Annotated in this window: 13 protein-coding genes and 1 pseudogene; 7 read left to right on the forward strand and 7 right to left on the reverse strand. The window is 72.9% G+C overall.

The features are described 5' to 3' along the window. Positions 1-651: 651 nt before the first annotated feature. Entirely contained in the window at positions 652-2,556 is a 1,905-nt protein-coding gene (locus ACFPZJ_RS05520; protein ID WP_381017997.1) for a rhamnogalacturonan lyase, read from the forward strand. Positions 2,557-2,745: 189 nt separating this feature from the next. Further along, positions 2,746-4,134, forward strand: coding sequence for an MFS transporter (locus ACFPZJ_RS05525; protein WP_381018000.1), 1,389 nt, complete (start codon positions 2,746-2,748; stop codon positions 4,132-4,134). A gap of 42 nt (positions 4,135-4,176) precedes the next feature. Here the strand turns inward: ACFPZJ_RS05525 and ACFPZJ_RS05530 are convergent, their stop codons facing one another. The 4 genes from ACFPZJ_RS05530 to lnt all read right to left on the reverse strand — a co-directional run bounded on the left by ACFPZJ_RS05530 (position 4,177) and on the right by lnt (position 9,260). After that, positions 4,177-6,171 (reverse strand): helix-turn-helix domain-containing protein, encoded by a 1,995-nt coding sequence (locus ACFPZJ_RS05530; protein WP_381018003.1) that lies wholly within the window; start codon positions 6,169-6,171, stop codon positions 4,177-4,179. 76 nt (positions 6,172-6,247) lie between these two features. Then, positions 6,248-7,048, reverse strand: coding sequence for a 3-hydroxybutyrate dehydrogenase (locus tag ACFPZJ_RS05535; RefSeq protein ID WP_381018005.1), 801 nt, complete (start codon positions 7,046-7,048; stop codon positions 6,248-6,250). A 54-nt stretch (positions 7,049-7,102) separates the two neighbouring features. Beyond that, the gene (locus tag ACFPZJ_RS05540; RefSeq protein WP_381018008.1) at positions 7,103-7,582 is read right to left on the reverse strand and encodes an NUDIX hydrolase; all 480 of its coding nucleotides are present in this window, start codon (positions 7,580-7,582) and stop codon (positions 7,103-7,105) included. Between the two features lie 67 nt (positions 7,583-7,649). Further along, the gene (gene lnt, locus ACFPZJ_RS05545) at positions 7,650-9,260 is read right to left on the reverse strand and encodes an apolipoprotein N-acyltransferase (protein ID WP_381018011.1); all 1,611 of its coding nucleotides are present in this window, start codon (positions 9,258-9,260) and stop codon (positions 7,650-7,652) included. A 363-nt stretch (positions 9,261-9,623) separates the two neighbouring features. On the opposite strand from lnt, the pseudogene ACFPZJ_RS05550 reads away from it, so the two are divergent. Beyond that, positions 9,624-10,687 (forward strand): annotated as a pseudogene (locus ACFPZJ_RS05550) (O-antigen ligase family protein). A gap of 186 nt (positions 10,688-10,873) precedes the next feature. Here the strand turns inward: ACFPZJ_RS05550 and ACFPZJ_RS05555 are convergent. Together ACFPZJ_RS05555 and ACFPZJ_RS05560 are read right to left on the reverse strand one after the other, a co-directional pair. Further along, positions 10,874-11,422, reverse strand: a complete 549-nt coding sequence (locus tag ACFPZJ_RS05555; protein WP_381018013.1) for a hypothetical protein — start codon at positions 11,420-11,422, stop codon at positions 10,874-10,876. Positions 11,423-11,503: 81 nt separating this feature from the next. After that, positions 11,504-12,289, reverse strand: coding sequence for a glutamate racemase (locus tag ACFPZJ_RS05560; protein ID WP_381018016.1), 786 nt, complete (start codon positions 12,287-12,289; stop codon positions 11,504-11,506). A gap of 39 nt (positions 12,290-12,328) precedes the next feature. On the opposite strand from ACFPZJ_RS05560, the gene ACFPZJ_RS05565 reads away from it, so the two are divergent. After that, positions 12,329-13,522, forward strand: a complete 1,194-nt coding sequence (locus ACFPZJ_RS05565; RefSeq protein ID WP_381018018.1) for a glycosyltransferase — start codon at positions 12,329-12,331, stop codon at positions 13,520-13,522. A 15-nt stretch (positions 13,523-13,537) separates the two neighbouring features. On the opposite strand, the gene ACFPZJ_RS05570 is transcribed toward ACFPZJ_RS05565, so the two are convergent. After that, positions 13,538-14,854 carry a TerD family protein gene (locus ACFPZJ_RS05570; protein ID WP_381018972.1) on the reverse strand — a complete coding sequence of 439 codons (1,317 nt, stop codon included), beginning with the start codon at positions 14,852-14,854 and terminating at the stop codon, positions 13,538-13,540. 294 nt (positions 14,855-15,148) lie between these two features. Between ACFPZJ_RS05570 and ACFPZJ_RS05575 the strand changes: the two genes are divergently transcribed. The 3 genes from ACFPZJ_RS05575 (at position 15,149) to ACFPZJ_RS05585 (ending at position 17,229) form a co-directional block, all read left to right on the forward strand. Next, a complete protein-coding gene (locus ACFPZJ_RS05575) occupies positions 15,149-15,586 on the forward strand; it encodes a DUF6643 family protein (RefSeq protein ID WP_381018021.1) in 438 nt (145 codons plus the stop codon). Positions 15,587-15,628: 42 nt separating this feature from the next. After that, entirely contained in the window at positions 15,629-16,456 is an 828-nt protein-coding gene (locus ACFPZJ_RS05580) for an MOSC domain-containing protein (protein WP_381018024.1), read from the forward strand. Positions 16,457-16,623: 167 nt separating this feature from the next. Continuing rightward, positions 16,624-17,229: an Rv1733c family protein gene (locus tag ACFPZJ_RS05585; RefSeq protein WP_381018027.1), complete on the forward strand. Its 606-nt coding sequence runs from the start codon at positions 16,624-16,626 to the stop codon at positions 17,227-17,229. Positions 17,230-17,325 lie beyond the last annotated feature (96 nt).

Consider the following 17,325-nt stretch of genomic DNA (forward strand, 5'->3'; position numbering starts at 1 on the left):
AGGCCGGCAGTGAGCCGCCACAGGTGGGGCTCGCGGCGTCTACGGACCGAAAGGGGGCAGGCCGACGCCCGGTGGCCTGGCCGACGTGGTCGGCACAGTGGCGTACAGGCCGTCGAGGTGGGACGGAGTGACGGTGGTGCGCGGGTGTGCGTGGGGCATGACTTCGAGCTCCTTTGCGGACAACGGCCAACGCGGAACTGCCGGTTGAGCGGCGTGTGACCAGGAGGAAGCACCCCGGCTGCATGCGGATCCGGCGCGCCGGCCGTGACTCGACCGCGCTTGGCGCTTGTGCTCGTTCCCAGACGGGGCGAAGGGCGGGAGTTGCAGGGTGGACCTCCGCGAGCCGACTGGCCCGGGCGAGCTCGCGGTTCGACGGTCGGCCGACTGGGAGCGTTCCCGCGGCGACCATGAGGTGCATCACGCAGTTTCCTGGCCGGGCTCCTGACTGTCAATCGTTGAACGAGGCAGAAGTCACGAATACCAACATGGCCGAACACCAAAGCCCCACAGAATCCTTGACGGCGCATCAGCGTCTTCTTACGCTCACCGGCGTGGGAGCGTTCCCACGTCACCCCCGCGCCTGAGTGAACCTTCTCCTTCACCCGTCCTCAGACACCGCGTTCACTCAGACCCCACGCATCGGAGGTCATCGTGACCGACGCACACCGGCGCCCTCGCCCCACGCCGCCACCGCGCAGATCGACAAGCCGGTCGAGCCGCCGGCTCCTCAGCGGTGTTGCCGCCGCCGCCGCGCTGGCCGTCTCCGCACTCACCGGACTGCCCCACACCGCGCAAGCCGCGACCGCGCGGCAGGTGGAACGTCTCGACCGAGGACTGACCAGCACCCACACCAGCAGCGGGAACCTGGTGTCGTGGCGGTGGCTGGCCACCGACCCGAACGACGTGGCGTTCAACGTCTACCGGGGCGCCACCAAGCTCAACTCGTCGCCGCTCACCACCTCGACCACCTACTTCGACGCCGGCGCCCCGGACTCGGCCGAGTACACGGTGCGAGCGGTGGTGAACGGCACCGAGCAGCCCTCCTCCGAGCGCGCGCTTCAGTTCCGGTCCGGCTACAAGGACGTCCCTCTCTCCCCGCCCGCCGGCGGCACCACCCCCGACGGCGTCTCCTACACCTACGAGGCCAACGACGCCTCCGTCGGTGACCTGGACGGCGACGGCGCCCTCGACATCGTCCTGAAGTGGCAGCCGACCAACGCCAAGGACAACTCCCAGTCCGGCTACACCGGCAACACGATCGTCGACGGCATCAAACTGGACGGGACCCGGCTGTGGCGCGTCGACCTGGGCCGCAACATCCGCTCCGGCGCGCACTACACGCAGTTCCAGGTGTACGACTACGACGGCGACGGCAAGGCCGAGGTCGCCATGAAGACCGCCGACGGCACCCGGGACGGCACCGGCGCGGTCATCGGCAGCTCCTCCGCCGACCACCGCAACTCCAGCGGGTACATCCTGTCCGGGCCGGAGTACCTGACCATGTTCAACGGCCAGACGGGCAAGGCGATGCAGAGCGTCGACTACGTCCCGGCCCGCGGCAACGTCGCGTCCTGGGGCGACTCGTACGGCAACCGCGTCGACCGCTTCCTCGCCGGAACCGCCTACCTCGACGGCTCCCGGCCCTCCCTGATCATGGCGCGCGGCTACTACACCCGCACGGTGATCGCCGCCTGGGACTGGCGCAACGGCCAGTTCACCCGCCGCTGGACCTTCGACACCACCTCCTCCACCAACAGCGGCAAGGGCTACGACGGCCAGGGCAACCACAGCCTGTCCATCGCCGACGTCGACAACGACGGCAAGGACGAGATCGTCTACGGCGCCATGACCGTCGACGACAACGGTGCAGGCCTGTGGACGACCAGGCTCGGCCACGGCGACGCGGGCCACGTCGGCGACCTCAACCCCTCCCGGGCTGGACTGGAGTACTTCAAGGTCTCGGAGGACTCCAGCAAGCCCGGCTCATGGATGGCCGACGCGCGCACCGGCCAGATCCTGTGGCAGACGGCGTCGGGCTCTGACAACGGCCGAGGCGTCGCCGCCGACGTCTACGCCGGCAGCCCGGGCGCCGAGGCGTGGTCCGCCGCCGACACCGCCCTGCGCTCGGCGACCGGTGCCTCCCTCGGCCGGGAGCCCTCCAGCGTCAACTTCCTGTCCTGGTGGGACGGCGACCCCGTCCGCGAACTCCTCGACGGCACCCGCATCGACAAGTACGGCACTTCCGGCGACACCCGCCTGCTGACCGGCTCCGGCGTCCGCTCGAACAACGGCAGCAAGGCGACGCCCGCCCTGTCCGGGGACATCCTCGGTGACTGGCGTGAGGAAGTCGTCTGGGCCACCACTGACAACCGCGCCCTCCGCATCTACAGCACGCCGCACCAGACGAGCACACGCATCACCACACTGCTCCACGACACCCAGTACCGCACCGCGCTCGCCTGGCAGAACACCGCCTACAACCAGCCCCCGCATCCCAGCTTCTTCATCGGCAACGGGATGGCGACCGCGCCCCGCCCCACGGTGTACACACCCTGAGCTCCGAGCTGAGCCCGAGGAGTGTGCCCCCCACGCCGCCCGACGCGTCTCGGCGTCAAGCCGGCATGGGGGGCACACGCACTGCCTGACCCGGAACTATGTTGTCCCACCACATGTGCGCTTGACTTGCGCGTTTCTACGGTGTCCCGAAACGTACTCGTCCCCACCGCACACGAGGAAGTGGCGCACATGGCCTCCGGAACCACCGCTCCCCCACCCCCCGCCAACCTCCGGCGCATCGTCACCGCCAGCCTCATCGGCACCACCATCGAGTGGTACGACTTCTTCCTGTACGGCTCGGCGGCCGCCCTCGTGTTCAACAAGCTCTTCTTCCCGGAGTCCGATCCCCTGGTCGGCACACTGCTGTCGTTCCTGACGTATGCCGTGGGGTTCGCCGCCCGGCCGCTGGGCGCGCTGGTCTTCGGGCACTACGGCGACCGGCTCGGCCGCAAGAAGTTGCTGGTGCTGAGCCTGCTGCTGATGGGCGGGGCGACCTTCGCCATCGGGCTGCTGCCCACGCACGCCACCATCGGGACCGCCGCGCCGGTGCTGCTCACCGTGCTGCGGCTCGTCCAGGGCTTCGCGCTCGGCGGCGAGTGGGGCGGTGCGGTGCTGCTGGTGTCCGAGCACGGGGACGCGCGGCGGCGCGGCTTCTGGGCCTCGTGGCCGCAGACCGGCGCGCCGGCGGGGCAGTTGCTGGCCACCGGTGTGCTGTCGCTGCTGACCGCCGTCCTGTCGGACGACGCCTTCGGTGCCTGGGGGTGGCGGATTCCGTTCCTGCTCTCCGGTGTGCTGGTGATCGTCGGTCTGTGGATCCGTCTGTCCGTCGACGAATCACCGGTGTTCAAACAGGCGTTGGCGCGGGCCGAGGCCCGCAAGGCGGACCGGGGCGCGGACGTCGAACGGCTGCCGCTGGTCTCCGTCCTGCGGCACCACTGGCGTGACGTGCTCGTCGCGATGGGGGCGCGTATGGCGGAGAACATCAGCTACTACGTCATCACCGCGTTCATCCTCGTCTATGCCACCACGTCGGCCGGTGTCTCCAAGCAGACCGCGCTCAACGCGGTGCTGATCGCCTCGGCCGTGCACTTCGCGGTGATCCCGGCCTGGGGCGCCCTGTCCGACCGGATCGGCCGCCGTCCCGTGTACCTGATGGGCGCGGCCGGCGTCGGGCTGTGGATGTTCCCCTTCTTCTCGCTCATCGACACCGGCGGCTTCGGCAACCTGCTCCTCGCCGTGACCGTGGGCCTGGTGCTGCACGGCGCGATGTACGCGCCGCAGGCCGCGTTCTTCTCCGAGATGTTCGCGACCCGGATGCGCTACTCCGGTGCCTCCATCGGCGCCCAGTTCGCCTCGGTCGCGGCGGGCGCGCCCGCGCCGCTGATCGCCACCGCGCTGCTGTCCGACTACGGCAGCTCGACCCCGATCGCCCTCTACGTCATCGCGGCCTCCCTGCTGACGATCGTCGCCGTGGCGGCCGCCAAGGAGACCCGCCACCGTGACCTGGCCGAGGTCACACCGGACGCCTCCGACGCGCGGCCGCAGGCGCCTGACGAGGCGGACGCCCGCACCTTCTGAACAGCGCGGGCCTGTACCCCCGTACGGACCTTCGTACGGGGGTCAGCGCTGTTCCCGGGCCGACAACCGGTGCAGGCGCAGGGCGAGTTGGATCTCCAGGGCGCGCGAGGGGCTCTGCCAGTCGTCGCCGAGGAGCCGGCCGACGCGTTCCAGGCGCTGGGCGACCGTGTTGACGTGGACGTGCAGGGCGTCCTTGGTGCGGGCGGGGCTCATGCCACACGCGAAGTACGCGTCGAGGGTGCGCAGCAGCCCGGTGCCGCGCCGTTCGTCGTACGCGACGACCGGGCCGATCGTACGGTCGACGAAGCCCGTGATGTCCCGGTCTCCGGCGAGCAGCAGTCCCAGGAAGCCGAAGTCCTCGGCGGCGGCGCCGTCCCCGGAGCGGCCCAGCAGGCTCAGGGCGTCGAGGCAGCGTCGGGCCTCCGCGTACGCCGTGGCCACCGGGCCCGGGCGGTCGGCGAGGTCCCGCAGGGGGCCTGAGGCTCCCACGGTGACCGGCTCGTGGACGGCCGTGCCCAGGTGCCGGGCGGTACGGCGGGCCACGTCGGTCGCGGTGTCCCCCGCGGTGAGCGGCAGCAGCAGGACCGTGCCGCCGTCGCGTGCGGCGGCCAGGCCGTGCCGGGTGGCCGCGAGGTGCGAGGCCGCGGCCCACAGGCGTCTGCGGGCGTCCGCCTCCTGGTCGGCGTCGGCGGCGACGCCCTCAAGGCGTGCGGCGAGGACGACCTGGGTGGCGTCCAGGTCGGCGTGCAGCCGCGCGGCCCGTTCCCGCAGCAGACGCGGGTCGCGGTCGCGGGCGTCCAGCAGGTCGTCCAGCAACTCGCCGCGCACACGCTGCTCCGCCTCGGCGGCGGAGCGGCGGGCGAGGAGCAGCAGGGAGGTGACCATCGCGGCCCGTTCGAGAGTGCGCTGGTCGACGGGGTCGAGTCCCGGGTGGCCGCGCAGCACGAGCGCGCCGAGCAGTTCGCCGCCGGCGGTGACGGCGGCGATCCAGTCGCTTTGGTGCCGCACCGCGTGCCCTTCCGCGCGGGAGGCCTCCAGGGCGTCGGGCGGTGCGGCGGACGCCTCGGTGAACTCGACGGCGCCGCCCAGGACTTCGGAGACGGCGGCGGCCACGTCGTGCACCCCGCCGCCGCGCAGGACGAGTTCGGCGAGCCGGTCGTGGACGTCGGAGGCACGCTCGATGACCCCGCTGCGGTCCCGGATGATCTCGTTGGCCCGCTCCAGGTCGGCGAGGGCGGACCGGGTCTCGGTGAGCAGGTTGGCGGTGTCGATGGCGGCCGCGGCGAGCGCGGCGAAGGAGCCGAGGAGAGCGATCTGCTCGCGTTCGAAGACGCGGGCGCGCCGGTCGGCGGCGAACAGCACACCGATGACGTGGTGCCCCAGCATCAGGGGGACACCGAGGATGGCGACGAGCCCCTCGTCCCGTACGCCCGCGTCGATGGCGAGGGTGTGCTGGAAGCGGCCGTCCTTGAAGTAGTCCTCGGTGACGTAGGGGCGGGCGGTCTGGGCGACCAGGCCGCCGAGGCCCTCGCCCATGCCGAGCCGCAGCTGCTGGAAGCGGGCCGCGACCGAGCCCTCGGTGACCCGCATGTACGTGTCGCCCCGCACCGGGTCGTTCAGGCTGAGGTAGGCGATGTCCGTACCGAGCAGCGAGCGGGCGCGCTGCACGATGGCCTGCAGTACGGCGTCCAGGTCGCGCAGTCCGGCCAGGTCGTGCGCGGTCTCGAAGAGCGCGGACAGCTCGGCCTCCCGCCGGCGCCGCCCCTCCAGCTCCGACCTCACGCGCAGGGCGAGCAGCTTGGCCTGTTCGAGTGCGGCGATCCGCTCGGCCGTCTGTCCCTCCGCGCGGGCGAGCAGCACCGGCTGCTCGTAGGCGTCGGCGGACGCGCCCCGGGCCAGCAGCTCCAGGAACGGCGTCTCGGCGGCCGGCCCGAGGTCCGACGTCCTGGCACCGAGGTCCGACGCCCGAGCACGGCCGACCCGCGCTCCGGCTTCGGGGGCGGAGCGCTCGGCGGACTGCAGGTGATCGCGAGACATGCTCACAGGATTCCGCATCGCACGGCCCGCCCGTCAGCCCTGTGGACAACTCCACCGGCCTCGAACACGCGCGCGGTCAGTGTGCGGTCCAGCCGCCGTCGAGCACGAGGGAGGTACCGGTCACGAAGGACGCCTGCGGGGTGCACAGGTACGCCACCGCCTCGGCGACCTCTGCCGGCTCGATGAGCCGCTTGACGGCGCTGTCCTGCAGCAGCACCTCGGACAGCACGCGCTCCTCGGGGATGCCGTGCGCCCGGGCCTGGTCGGCGAGCTGCTTCTCGACCAGTGGGGTGCGCACATAGGCGGGGTTCACACAGTTCGAGGTGACACCGTGGGGCGCGCCTTCCAGGGCGGCGGTCTTGGACAGCCCCTCGAGACCGTGTTTGGCGGCCACATAGGCCGCCTTGTAGGCCGAGGCGCGCAGACCGTGGACGGACGAGACGTTGACGATGCGGCCCCATCCCTGCCCGTACATATGGGGCAGGGCACCGCGGATGAGCCGGAACGGCGCTTCCAGCATCACGGTGAGCACCGTGTGGAAGACGTCGGGGGGGAATTCCTCCAGCGGCCGCACCAGTTGCAGCCCGGCGTTGTTGACCAGCACGTCGGTACCGGCGGCGGCGAGTTCGGCGGCGTCCAGGTCGGTGAGGTCGAGGACGTCCGCTTCGACGGTTCCCGTCAGGTCCCGGGCCTGCTCGGCGAGTGCCTCCAGGCCCGCCGCGTCCCGGTCGACGGCTCTGACCTTGGCCCCGGCGGCAGCGAGCCGCAGCACGCAGGCGCGGCCGATGCCGCCGGCGGCGCCGGTGACGAGGGCGGTGCGGCCGCCGAGGTCGAGCGAGGGAGCGTGGGGGGCCGGGACGGCGCGGTACACGGTCATGCCTCGACCCTAGGCAGCACCCGGGGCACGCCCCATGTGGTCAACCACCACAGTTCAGCCGGAACCCATAGGGTCGAACCATGTGGGGGCATCCGACAGGGCCTGCTTGATCCGGAAGAGTCCGAACTCGTGGAGGTCGGGCAGGGCGTCCACTGGGAACCAGCCGACCTCCAGCGACTCATCGTCGTTGACCTGGGCCTCGCCGCCGACGGCACGGCAGCGGAAGGTGATGTCCATGTACTGGCACGTGTCGCCGTTGGCGTAGGTCACCGGGTCCAGCGCCTGGACGAGGACGACCCGTTCGGCGACGCACCGTACGCCCGTCTCCTCCTCGACCTCGCGCACGGCGCAGACCGCCGGCTGCTCCCCCGGATCCGGGATACCGCCGATCACCGACCACCTGCCGGTGTCGGACCGGCGGTTCAGCAGCACTCTGTCCTCGTCGTCGAAGACGATGGCGGTGACTCCCGGGAGCCACAGGAGCTGATGGCCGGCGGACGCGCGGAGCGTGCGGATGAAGTCAGGAGTAGCCATGGCCCGACCCTAACGGGCCGGTCCCGGCACACCGACGCGGTTCGGCCGGTGTGCGGCGGCCGTACGACTAGGCGTCACCGGAGCGTCGCCCGCGCATCCCGGCGCCGATCGCCCAGCCGAGCCCGCCCGCGGCGACCAGCACCAGGCCGATCTCCGGCAGGACGCCCAACCGGGTGGCGGGTGTCTGCGTGGAGCGCAGCGGCACCTTCTGCACCAGCGAGTCGGCGACGAACATGCCGGTCTTCTGCGTGATCCTGCCGTCCGGCATGATGATCGCGCTGACGCCGCTGGTCACCGGCACGGTGACGGTCCGGCTGTGCTCGACCGCGCGGACCCGGGACATGGCGAGCTGCTGGTAGGTCATCTCGCTGCGGTCGAAGGTCGCGTTGTTGCTCGGTACGGAGATCAGTTGCGCACCGTCCTCGACCTCGGAGCGCACGGTCCAGTCGAAGGCGGCCTCGTAGCACGTGACGAGTCCCACCTTGGCCCCGTCCATGGTGAACACGCCCGGCTTGGTGCCCCGGCTGAAGTCCTGGCGGACCATGCTGGTCCACTCGCTGTTGATCGCCCCGATGAGCGAGCGCAGCGGCAGGTACTCGCCGAACGGCTGGATCTGCCGCTTGTCGTAGGTGTCGACCGGGCCCTTCGCCGGATCCCACAGGATCTGCTCGTTGAACAGCTTGCCGTCGCGCTCCACGACACCGCCGACCGAGATGGGCACGCCGATCGCCTTGGCCGCCGTGTCGATGACGGCGCGCGCGTCGGGGTTGGCGAACGGGTCGATATCAGAGGAGTTCTCCGGCCACAGCACGAAGTCGGGCTGGGCGACCTTGCCCGCCTTGACCTCGGCGGCCAGCCGCTGCGTCTCGCGGGCGTGGTAGTCCAGTACGGCCCGTCGCTGCGAGTTGAAGTCGAGGCCCAGGCGGGGCACGTTGCCCTGGACGACCGCGACGGTCGCGGTGCCGTCCTCCGCCGTGTCGCTGACCAGGGGCCGCGCGGCCACGGCAGCCACGACCGGGACGGCGACGCTCAGCAGGCCGACGGCCGCCGCGCCCCGCCGCACGGTGCCGGTGCGGCGCGCCGCCACGGCCAGGCGCGCGATCTCGTAGAGGCCGAAGCCGCACAGGACGACCGCGAATCCGAGCACGGGGGTGCCACCCACCGCCGCGAGCGGCAGGAACACGCCGTCCGCCTGCCCGAACGCGATCTTGCCCCACGGGAAGCCGTGGAACGGCACACGCGCGCGTGCGGCTTCTCCCGCGATCCATGCGGCGGCCGCCCACACCGGCCAGCCGGGCAGCTTGGACACGGCGGCGACGCCCGCGCCGACCAGCGCGACGAAGATCGCCTCGATCGCGACGAGGGCGAGCCAAGGCCCGGGTCCGACCTCCACACCGGTCCACACCAGCAGCGGCAGCAGGAAGCCCAGGCCGAAGAGGTAACCGAGGCCGAGGCCCGCCTTCCAGCCGCGACCGCGCAGCACCCAGCCGAAGAGGGTGAAGGCCGGCAGGGCCAGCCACCACAGGGTGCGCGGCGGGAAGCTGACGTAGAGCAGCAGGCCGGAGAGTGCGGCCGTGGCGGCCGGGACGAGGCGCCGGAGCCGTTGGCCACGGGCCGGGGGCGCGACCCGCGGCTGAAGTTGGTCCGACGCGCCGGCGGATGGTGCGGTGACGGTCACCCCCGGAGTGTACGGCGAGTGACCTTGGCGCGGACAGCGCAGTCCACAGGGCGGCCACGGCCACGGCCTCACCGGCGGCGGGCACAGCACGGGCGTACGCTGTCCCGCCCGGGCCCGCCGCCACAGTGTTCCCGGGCCCGCCGCCACAGGCCGCCCCTTGCGTTCCCGCGCCGTCGGCCGTCACGCTTCCCGCGCCGCTGGGCGTGGCGTTCCCGCGCAACTCGTCACAACCCATCCCCAAACCGTCCACCAGCCGTTACGGTGTGCCGGAACCTCTGTCGTGCGGCCGGTCGCGGCCCGGGCCGGGGTCCGTCACGGGGTCGGGGGCGACGGTATGCGGGGGGCGGGGTGGGTTCCACGGGGATGGTGTCCGCGGCCGGTGCTCAGGCCGAGGGCGACAGACGAAACGTTTCGGATGCCGCGGGTGTCGTGGTGCTCGGGGCCTGTGCCGGCTGGTCACTGATCACCGCGGCGGCGCAGGACGGCCGTCCCGAGGGCATGCTGCTCGCGGTGCTGGCCGTGACCGCCGGCTACGCGGCGGGGCGGATCGGCGGGGCACTGCTGCCGGTCGCCGCGCCCTGTTCCGGGGCACTGGCCGGCATCGGCCTGACCGTGGCCGTTCCCCACCTCACCCCGGGCCCGCAGATCGTCGCACCCCTGGGGCACGCCGGAGCGACCGCCGCCGTGCTGACGCTCTCGGCCGGCGCCGCGTGCTGCGCGGCATGGGCCAGTCCCGTCCCGGCCGTGCGGTTGACCCTGCGCTGGCCGCCGGGACGGCGGCGACGGCGGTCGCCCTCGGCTCGGCCACGGGAGGCGTCGCCTGCGCGGCGGTGCTGCTGTGGTCCCTCGCCACCGGCCGCCTCCGCCGCCGCGGCCCCGGCATCGCCGTCCTCACCCTGGCCACGGCCCTGGTCACCGGCCTGACCTGGGCGGTGGCCGGGAGGGCGGTCCCGGACGGGCTCGCCGCGTCGCTGGAGGGTCAGCTCACCCCGCATCGGGTGGCGCTGTGGCGCGACGCCCTGGACATGACCCAACGGGACGCCGCCCTGGGTGTGGGGCCCGGACGGTTCGGGGAGCTGAGCACCACGGCGGCGCAGTCCCTGCTGGCCGACGGCAAGGCTCACTCGGCGCCCCTGCAGCAGGCGGCCGAGCAGGGCGTCGTGGGCGTCGCGCTGCTGGCGGCGGCCTTCGGCTGGATGCTGTACGCGCTGTGGCGCTCCCCGCGCCCGACGCCCGTGGCCCTCACTGCGGGCGCCGCCCTGACGGCTGTGGCCGCCATCGCCTCGGTCGGCAACGCGTTGAGCTTCACGGCGGTGTCGGTGGGCGCGGGCCTCCTGGCGGGCATGGCCACGGCACGGCCGATCGCCGAGGAGCCGACGCACAGCACGAGGGGCACGCGCGTGCGTGATCGTGGGCCGACCCGGTGACGCGATGCACGGTGGCACTGACGCGCGGGCACGCGCGCGTGATGCCGGTCAGCCGGTGGCCCGGGGACGGCGCCCCGGACCCGCTGCCCGGCCGGAGTGCCGCACCCCGGCGGCCCAGACCGACCCCGTGCCCAGTCGCTGCAAGGCGGGGTGGACACGCGCGTGGCGGGGCCGTGGCCCGGCCACTCAGCGCGCGGTCGCGCCGGGCTTCGGCGGTCGCAGCCGCTCCTTGATGACCCGTACGGCCGCCTCCGCGTCGTCCACGGTGATCGTGAACGTGTGTCCGTCCCACAGACGCAGCACGACGCCCTCACCGCGCCGGACGACGACCGCCGTGCCCATCTCGGGCCGCCAGCGGTAACCCCAGCCGCCCCAGTGGCGTGGCGTGACATGCGAGGTGTACTCGGCACCGGCGACCTCGGAGAGCGGGATGCGGCGGCGCGGCACACCGATGTGACCGCAGCGCACCTCGAGCCACTCCTGGTCGACCCTGAGGGCGACGTGCACGAACGCGAGAGTTCCGAAGAGGACCAGCAGCCCGGCGGCGATGCATCCGACGACGGCCATGACGAGCGGGGCGGTGCCGGACGTCCACGGGGAGTCGACCGCCAGCTGGATGCCGAGCGCCATGCACGCGGCACCGGCGAGCGCCAGCACCCACTGGAGCCGGTTGGTGGCGTGTCCGGTCCAGACATCGGGGTGCGGGGCGTGCTCGCCCTGGCGGTGGTCCCTCATGGCTTCGAGGTTACTCAGGTTTCGCTGCGCCGGTACGCGTGGCGGAACGTCACTGCGCCGGCCGGGCGCGCGGCCCGTCGGTCAGCGGATGGGCGTGGCCTCCTGCAGCATCCGGCCTTCCTCGTAGGCCAGGGCGGCGGCGGGCAGCGCGCCCTCGCGTCCGCTCAGCAGCACGGTCAGCGTGCCGTCGGCCGGGGCCTGCGGTGCGGGCTGCGCGCCGAGGCGGCGCAGCGCCTGGGCGGCCACCGCTCCGGCCGAGCCGTGCAGGACGAGGGGCGGGAGGCCGGGCTGCTGAACGGCGGCCCTGATGCGTTCGGCGACCAGTTCGTAGTGGGTGCAGCCCAGGACGACGGTCCTGACGTCGTCGGGCGTGAGTGCGGCGGCCGCGGCGACGGCGGCGTCGATGGCCGCCTCGTCCGCGCGTTCCACCGCTTCGGCGAGCCCCCAGCAGGGCACCTCGGCGACGGGCACCCCGTCGGCGAAGTCCCGGATCAATCCCCGCTGGTACGGGCTGCCGGTGGTGGCCGGCGTGGCCCAGATGGCGAGGGGTCCGCCGCCGGCCGCGGCCGGCTTGATCGCGGGGACCGTGCCGATGACCGGCAGGTCCGGTTCGTGGCGGGCGCGCAGGGCGGTGAGCGCGTGCACGGTGGCGGTGTTGCAGCCGACGATCAGGGCGTCGGGCCGGTGCTTGGCGGCCGCCGCGGCGACGGCCAGGGCGCGCTCGGTGAGGTCTTCCGGGGTCCTCGGTCCCCACGGCATGCCGTCGGGGTCGAGGGAGAGGACGAGATCGGCGTCGGGGCGGAGACGCCGTACCGCGGCGGTGGCCGCGAGCAGACCGATTCCGGAGTCCATGAGCGCGATCTTCACCCGGCCACGATAGACGATGGGCGTCTCGCGGCCGGTCCGGTGGGGCAGACTGCGCGCGTGAGCGCGCTTGTGTGGACCGCCGCCGTATCACTCGCCGCCTGGCTGTGGCTGCTGCTCGGCCAGGGCTTCTTCTGGCGTACGGACGTCAGGCTGCCGCCCCGGAGGGAGCCGGAGGCGTGGCCGGACGTGTGCGTCGTGGTTCCGGCCCGTGACGAGGCGGCGGTGCTCCCCGCCACTCTGCCGTCCCTGCTCGCCCAGGACTATCCGGGGCGGGCCGAGGTCTTCCTCGTCGACGACGGCAGCGCGGACGGCACCGCCGACCTGGCGCGCGAACTGGCGCGCCGGCACGGCGGGCTGCCGCTGACCGTGGGCTCGCCGGGTGAGCCGCCCGAGGGCTGGACGGGGAAGCTGTGGGCGGTGCGGCACGGCATCGGCCTGGCACGCGCGCGTGCGCCCGAGTTCCTGCTGCTGACCGACGCCGACATCGCGCACGCGCCGGACAGCCTGCGGCAGCTGGTGGCGGCGGCGCGCACCGGAGGGTTCGACGTCGTCTCCCAGATGGCCCGGCTCCGGGTGGAGAGCACCTGGGAGCGGCTCGTGGTGCCTGCCTTCGTCTACTTCTTCGCGCAGCTGTACCCGTTCCGGCGCATCGGGAAGAAGGGGACGCGTACGGCTGCCGCCGCGGGCGGCTGTGTGCTGCTGCGCGCCGAGGCCGCCGAGCGGGCGCGGATCCCGGAGTCCATCCGGCACGCCGTCATCGACGACGTCGCTCTCGCGCGCGCGGTCAAGCGCGCCGGCGGACGCGTGTGGCTGGGGCTGGCCGACCGGGTGGACAGCGTGCGTCCGTACCCGCGGCTGCGCGACCTGTGGCGGATGGTCTCGCGCAGCGCGTACGCACAGCTGCGGCACAACCCGGTGGTGCTGGCCGGTACGGTCGCCGGTCTGGTGCTGGTGTACCTGGTGCCGCCCGTGGCGGTCGGCGTGGGTGGGGCGGCGGGGAGTGCGGCGGCGGTGGTCGTGGGCGCGGGGGCGTGGCTGGTGATGGCGGGAACGTACGTCCCGATGCTCCGTTACTACCGGCAGCCGCTGTGGCCGGCTCTCCTGCTGCCGTTCACCGCGGCGCTGTACCTGATGATGACGGTCGATTCCGCAGTGCGGCACTACCAGGGGCGGGGTGCGGCCTGGAAGGGCCGCACCTACGCGCGCCCGGACGCCGTGCCCGACGAGGGCTGACCCTGGCCGGGAGGGTCACTTCCTGCCCGGGGTCCAGTTCATGCCCCACCCGTAGGCGTGGTCGACGGTCCGCTGCGGGCTCACGCCCCGCTCGGGCACCAGGTAGCGGGCCTCGCGCTGGACGACGAGGTCGCCGCCGGTGTTGGTGATCAGGGCGAGCGCGCACACGGGTGAGGGGACGGTGCACTCGTCGAGCGAGAAGTCGATCGGGGCGCCGTGCTGCGGGGTGAGGGTGACGGTGGCGTTCAGGTCGGCGAAGGAGCGGGCGCCCTCGTAGATGGTGACGAACACCAGGATGCGCCGGAAGGCGTGCAGGTGGTCGAGGTTGACGGTGAGGTTCTCGCCGGTCTCCACGGCGCCCGTGCGGTCGTCGCCGTCGAGGTGGATGTACGGCGGCTGGTGCAGCGCCCCGAAGGTGTTGCCGAGGGCCTGCACCACTCCCTTGCTGCCGTCGGTGAGTTCGTACAGGGCGCCCAGGTCGAGGTCGAGGTCGGAGTGGGTCGCGGCCGGGCGGCCGAACGTGCCGGCCCATCCCGAGAACTGCTTGCGCACCTGCCAGTTGAGGTTGACGCGCAGGGCGCCGGAGGTACCGCCCTGCTTGGTCAGCGACACGGAGGGTGCCGCCTTGGTGAGCGTCACCTTGGTCAGGCGGACCGGTTCCGCGGGGGACGTGGCCGGCGGAGGCGGGGTGACCGGCCCGGTCGCGTACGGCGAAGGGGCCACCGGCGGTGCCACCGGCGGCGGCACGGTCACCGGCGGGGCGACGGTCGGCGGGGTGGCCGTCGACGGGCCCGCCGCCGGGGCGGCGTGCTGCGGCTCGTCCACGGTGATGCCGTAGTCCGTGGCCAGGCCTTCGAGTCCGCTGCTGTAGCCCTGCCCGACGGCCCGGAACTTCCAGGCGCCCTGGCGGCGGTAGAACTCCCCGAGGACGAAAGCGGTTTCGGTCGTCGCCCCGGTGCTGTCGAAGCGGGCCGCGACGGTGCCCTGGGCTGTGTCCCGCACCTCGACGTACAGGTCCGGGACCTGTCCGAACGTGCCGCCGTCGGCGGAGACGGCGACGATGACGGTCTCGATCGCGGGCTCCACGCGCGCGAGGTCGACCAGGAGGGTGTCGGTCACGCGGCCGCCGGCGTCCCGCTTGCCCTCGTGCCGAATGGCCCCGGAGGCGTGCACGGGCTGGTTGTAGAAGACGAAGTCCGCGTCGGACCGGACCTTGCCGCCGACCAGCAGCAGCGCCGAGGCGTCGGCGTCGGGCACGCCGGGCCCGGAACGCCAGCCCAATTCGACGCGCAAGGCCGTGGCCGTCACCGGAGTATTTGAACCTTTCAGCATGGACATGCCCGCCCCCCTCACGTGTCACCGCGCAGGCAGCACCCGGCGGTCCATCGGCTTCCGTCGCACAACCTATTCGCCACGGCGTCGAACTCCCACGGGAGGCGCGGAAAGACCGTCGGTCAACCGCCGGTAACCCGCCCGGAACTCGGTCTCTACACGATCCGAACCCTGCTCAGCGCCCCTTTTTGGCCAAGTTCGCTCGCATTGACGATCCCGCGTCACTGCGGACACGGAAAACAACACTCTTATCGGTCTCCCCAACCAGCACATCGTGGGCTTAACTTATGTGCCATGACCTCCCCCGGCTCCACCTATGGTGGCGGCTACTACTCCGCCTCTTTCCCGGACACCCCGATCTACGACTCGCTCGTCAAGGAGCGAGGTACCCCGCAGATCGCCCCGATCCGGGTGCCCGCCCAGTACGACACGCCGGGCAGCCACCTGCCCGCGCTCCCGTCGGCGCTGCCCGCCCTCCCGGCGGCACCGGCCCAGCCCGCCTACGGCTATCCGCAGGCACCGCAGCCGGCCCCGCTCCAGCAGGCGCCCGCCGCGTACATCCCGCAGCAGGCGACGGCCCCGCGCGGCTACCCCGGCCCGCAGGCCCAGCCGCCGCGCCCGGCGCCGGCGTCCGCGGCGGGCGGCTACGAGGCGATGCGCCCCGCGGCTCCCCGCCCCGCCCCGGCTCCCTACCAGGATCCGTACAACAACCAGCAGTACCGCGGTTACTGATCCAGCCCCGGGGTCGTCGGTGCCACCTGGCACGATGGCCCCATGGCGCTCGCGTACCTGCACTCGATCCACGTCCATCCGGTCAAGGCCCTGCGCGGCCTGTCGGTCCGGGAGGCCGTCGTGGAGCCCTGGGGGCTGGCCGGAGACCGGCGCTGGGCGCTGATCGACGACGGGGGAAAGGTCGTCACGCAACGCCAGCAGCCGCGCCTCGCACTGGCCGCCGCCGAGCTCCTGCCCGGCGGCGGCGTACGGCTGTCCGCGCCCGGCATGGAGCCGCTGACGGTGCGCGTCCCCCGGCCGGTGGGCTGGATTCCGGTGCAGATCTTCCGCGACAAGGTCGAGGCCGTCCCCGCCGAGGAGGAGGCCGCGCACGCCTGGTGCAGCGCCCATCTCGGCGCCGACGTACGCCTCGTGCACATGGACGACCCGGCCGTGCGCCGGCCCGTCGATCCGCAGTACGCCCTGCCGGGCGAGACCGTCTCCTTCGCCGACGGATTCCCGCTGCTGCTCACCTCGGCCGCCTCCCTCGACGCCCTCAACTCCCTGATCGCCGAGGGGGATCAGGCGCAGGAGGGCCCCCTGCCCATGAACCGCTTCCGGCCGAACCTGGTCGTGGCGGGCACCGACGCCTGGGCCGAGGACGACTGGTCGCGCATCGCCGTCGGCGAGGTGTCCTTCCGCGTCGCCAAGAGGTGCGGGCGATGCGTCGTGACCACGACCGACCAGACCACCTCGGAGCGTGGCCGGGAACCTCTGCACACGCTGGGGCGGCACCGACGCCTGGGCGGCACACTGGTCTTCGGACAGAACCTGGTGCCCCTGTCCCATGGCACGCTCCGGGTCGGGGATCCGGTCACGGTCCTCGCGTAGGCAAGCGATCGATCAGACGTGGGAACCACGCCCCCGGGCCTGTGCGTTGGGCTTTCGTGAGACGTTCATGAGAGGTCCCGGCGAGGCGATGTCGCGCTGCGTCCACCGGGCCCTCGCGTGGACGGCTCCGCCGGGGGTCGTCAGGGAGCGGGAAGAGGGTGCGGGCGGTGCGGGCGATCAGCGGGCTCTGGCGCTGGCGGCACAATCCGCTGTGTCGTGACACCGATCTGGCCGAGGCCTGGCTGGCGCTGGTCGTGCTGCTGCTGATCCTGCTCGCCGCCCCGTTGATCGGCTCCGTCGTCGGCGGCGCCGCAGAGGACGCCCTGCAGCGGTCCGTCCGCGAACAGCACCGGTCGCGGCACCTGGTGACGGCCACGGTGGTCCGCAAACTGGACGGCTCCCCGCTGGACGCCGACCCGGAGACCTCCACCGGACGGGACCTGCGCAACCGCGTCCTGGCCGTGTGGACCGCGCCGGACGGCACGGAACGCCGCGGAGCGGTCACGGCGAGCCTGAAGACCCCGCGGCAGGGCGACCACTTCCGGATATGGACCGACCGGCACGGCCAGATGGCGGCCCGCCCGCTCGACTCGGCGACGGCGACCACACACGCCGTCCTCGCCGGCCTCGGCGCGGCCCTGGCGACCGCGGGCCTCGTCGAGGGCGGCAGACGCCTGATCGTCTGGCGCATGATCCGCCGCCGGTACGCTCGATGGGACCAGGCGTGGGACAAGGCGGGCCCGGACTGGGGCAGGACCGGCGCGGGCAGCTGACCGGCCTTCCGCCTCTGGTCAACCCAGCACCCGCGCGCACGCTACGGTGGACCGGCCGACCCGTTCGGCAACAACCCGCGCGTGAGTGAGCCGTAG

This window comes from Streptomyces bullii, assembly GCF_042657145.1.
GTDB lineage: Bacteria > Actinomycetota > Actinomycetes > Streptomycetales > Streptomycetaceae > Streptomyces > Streptomyces bullii.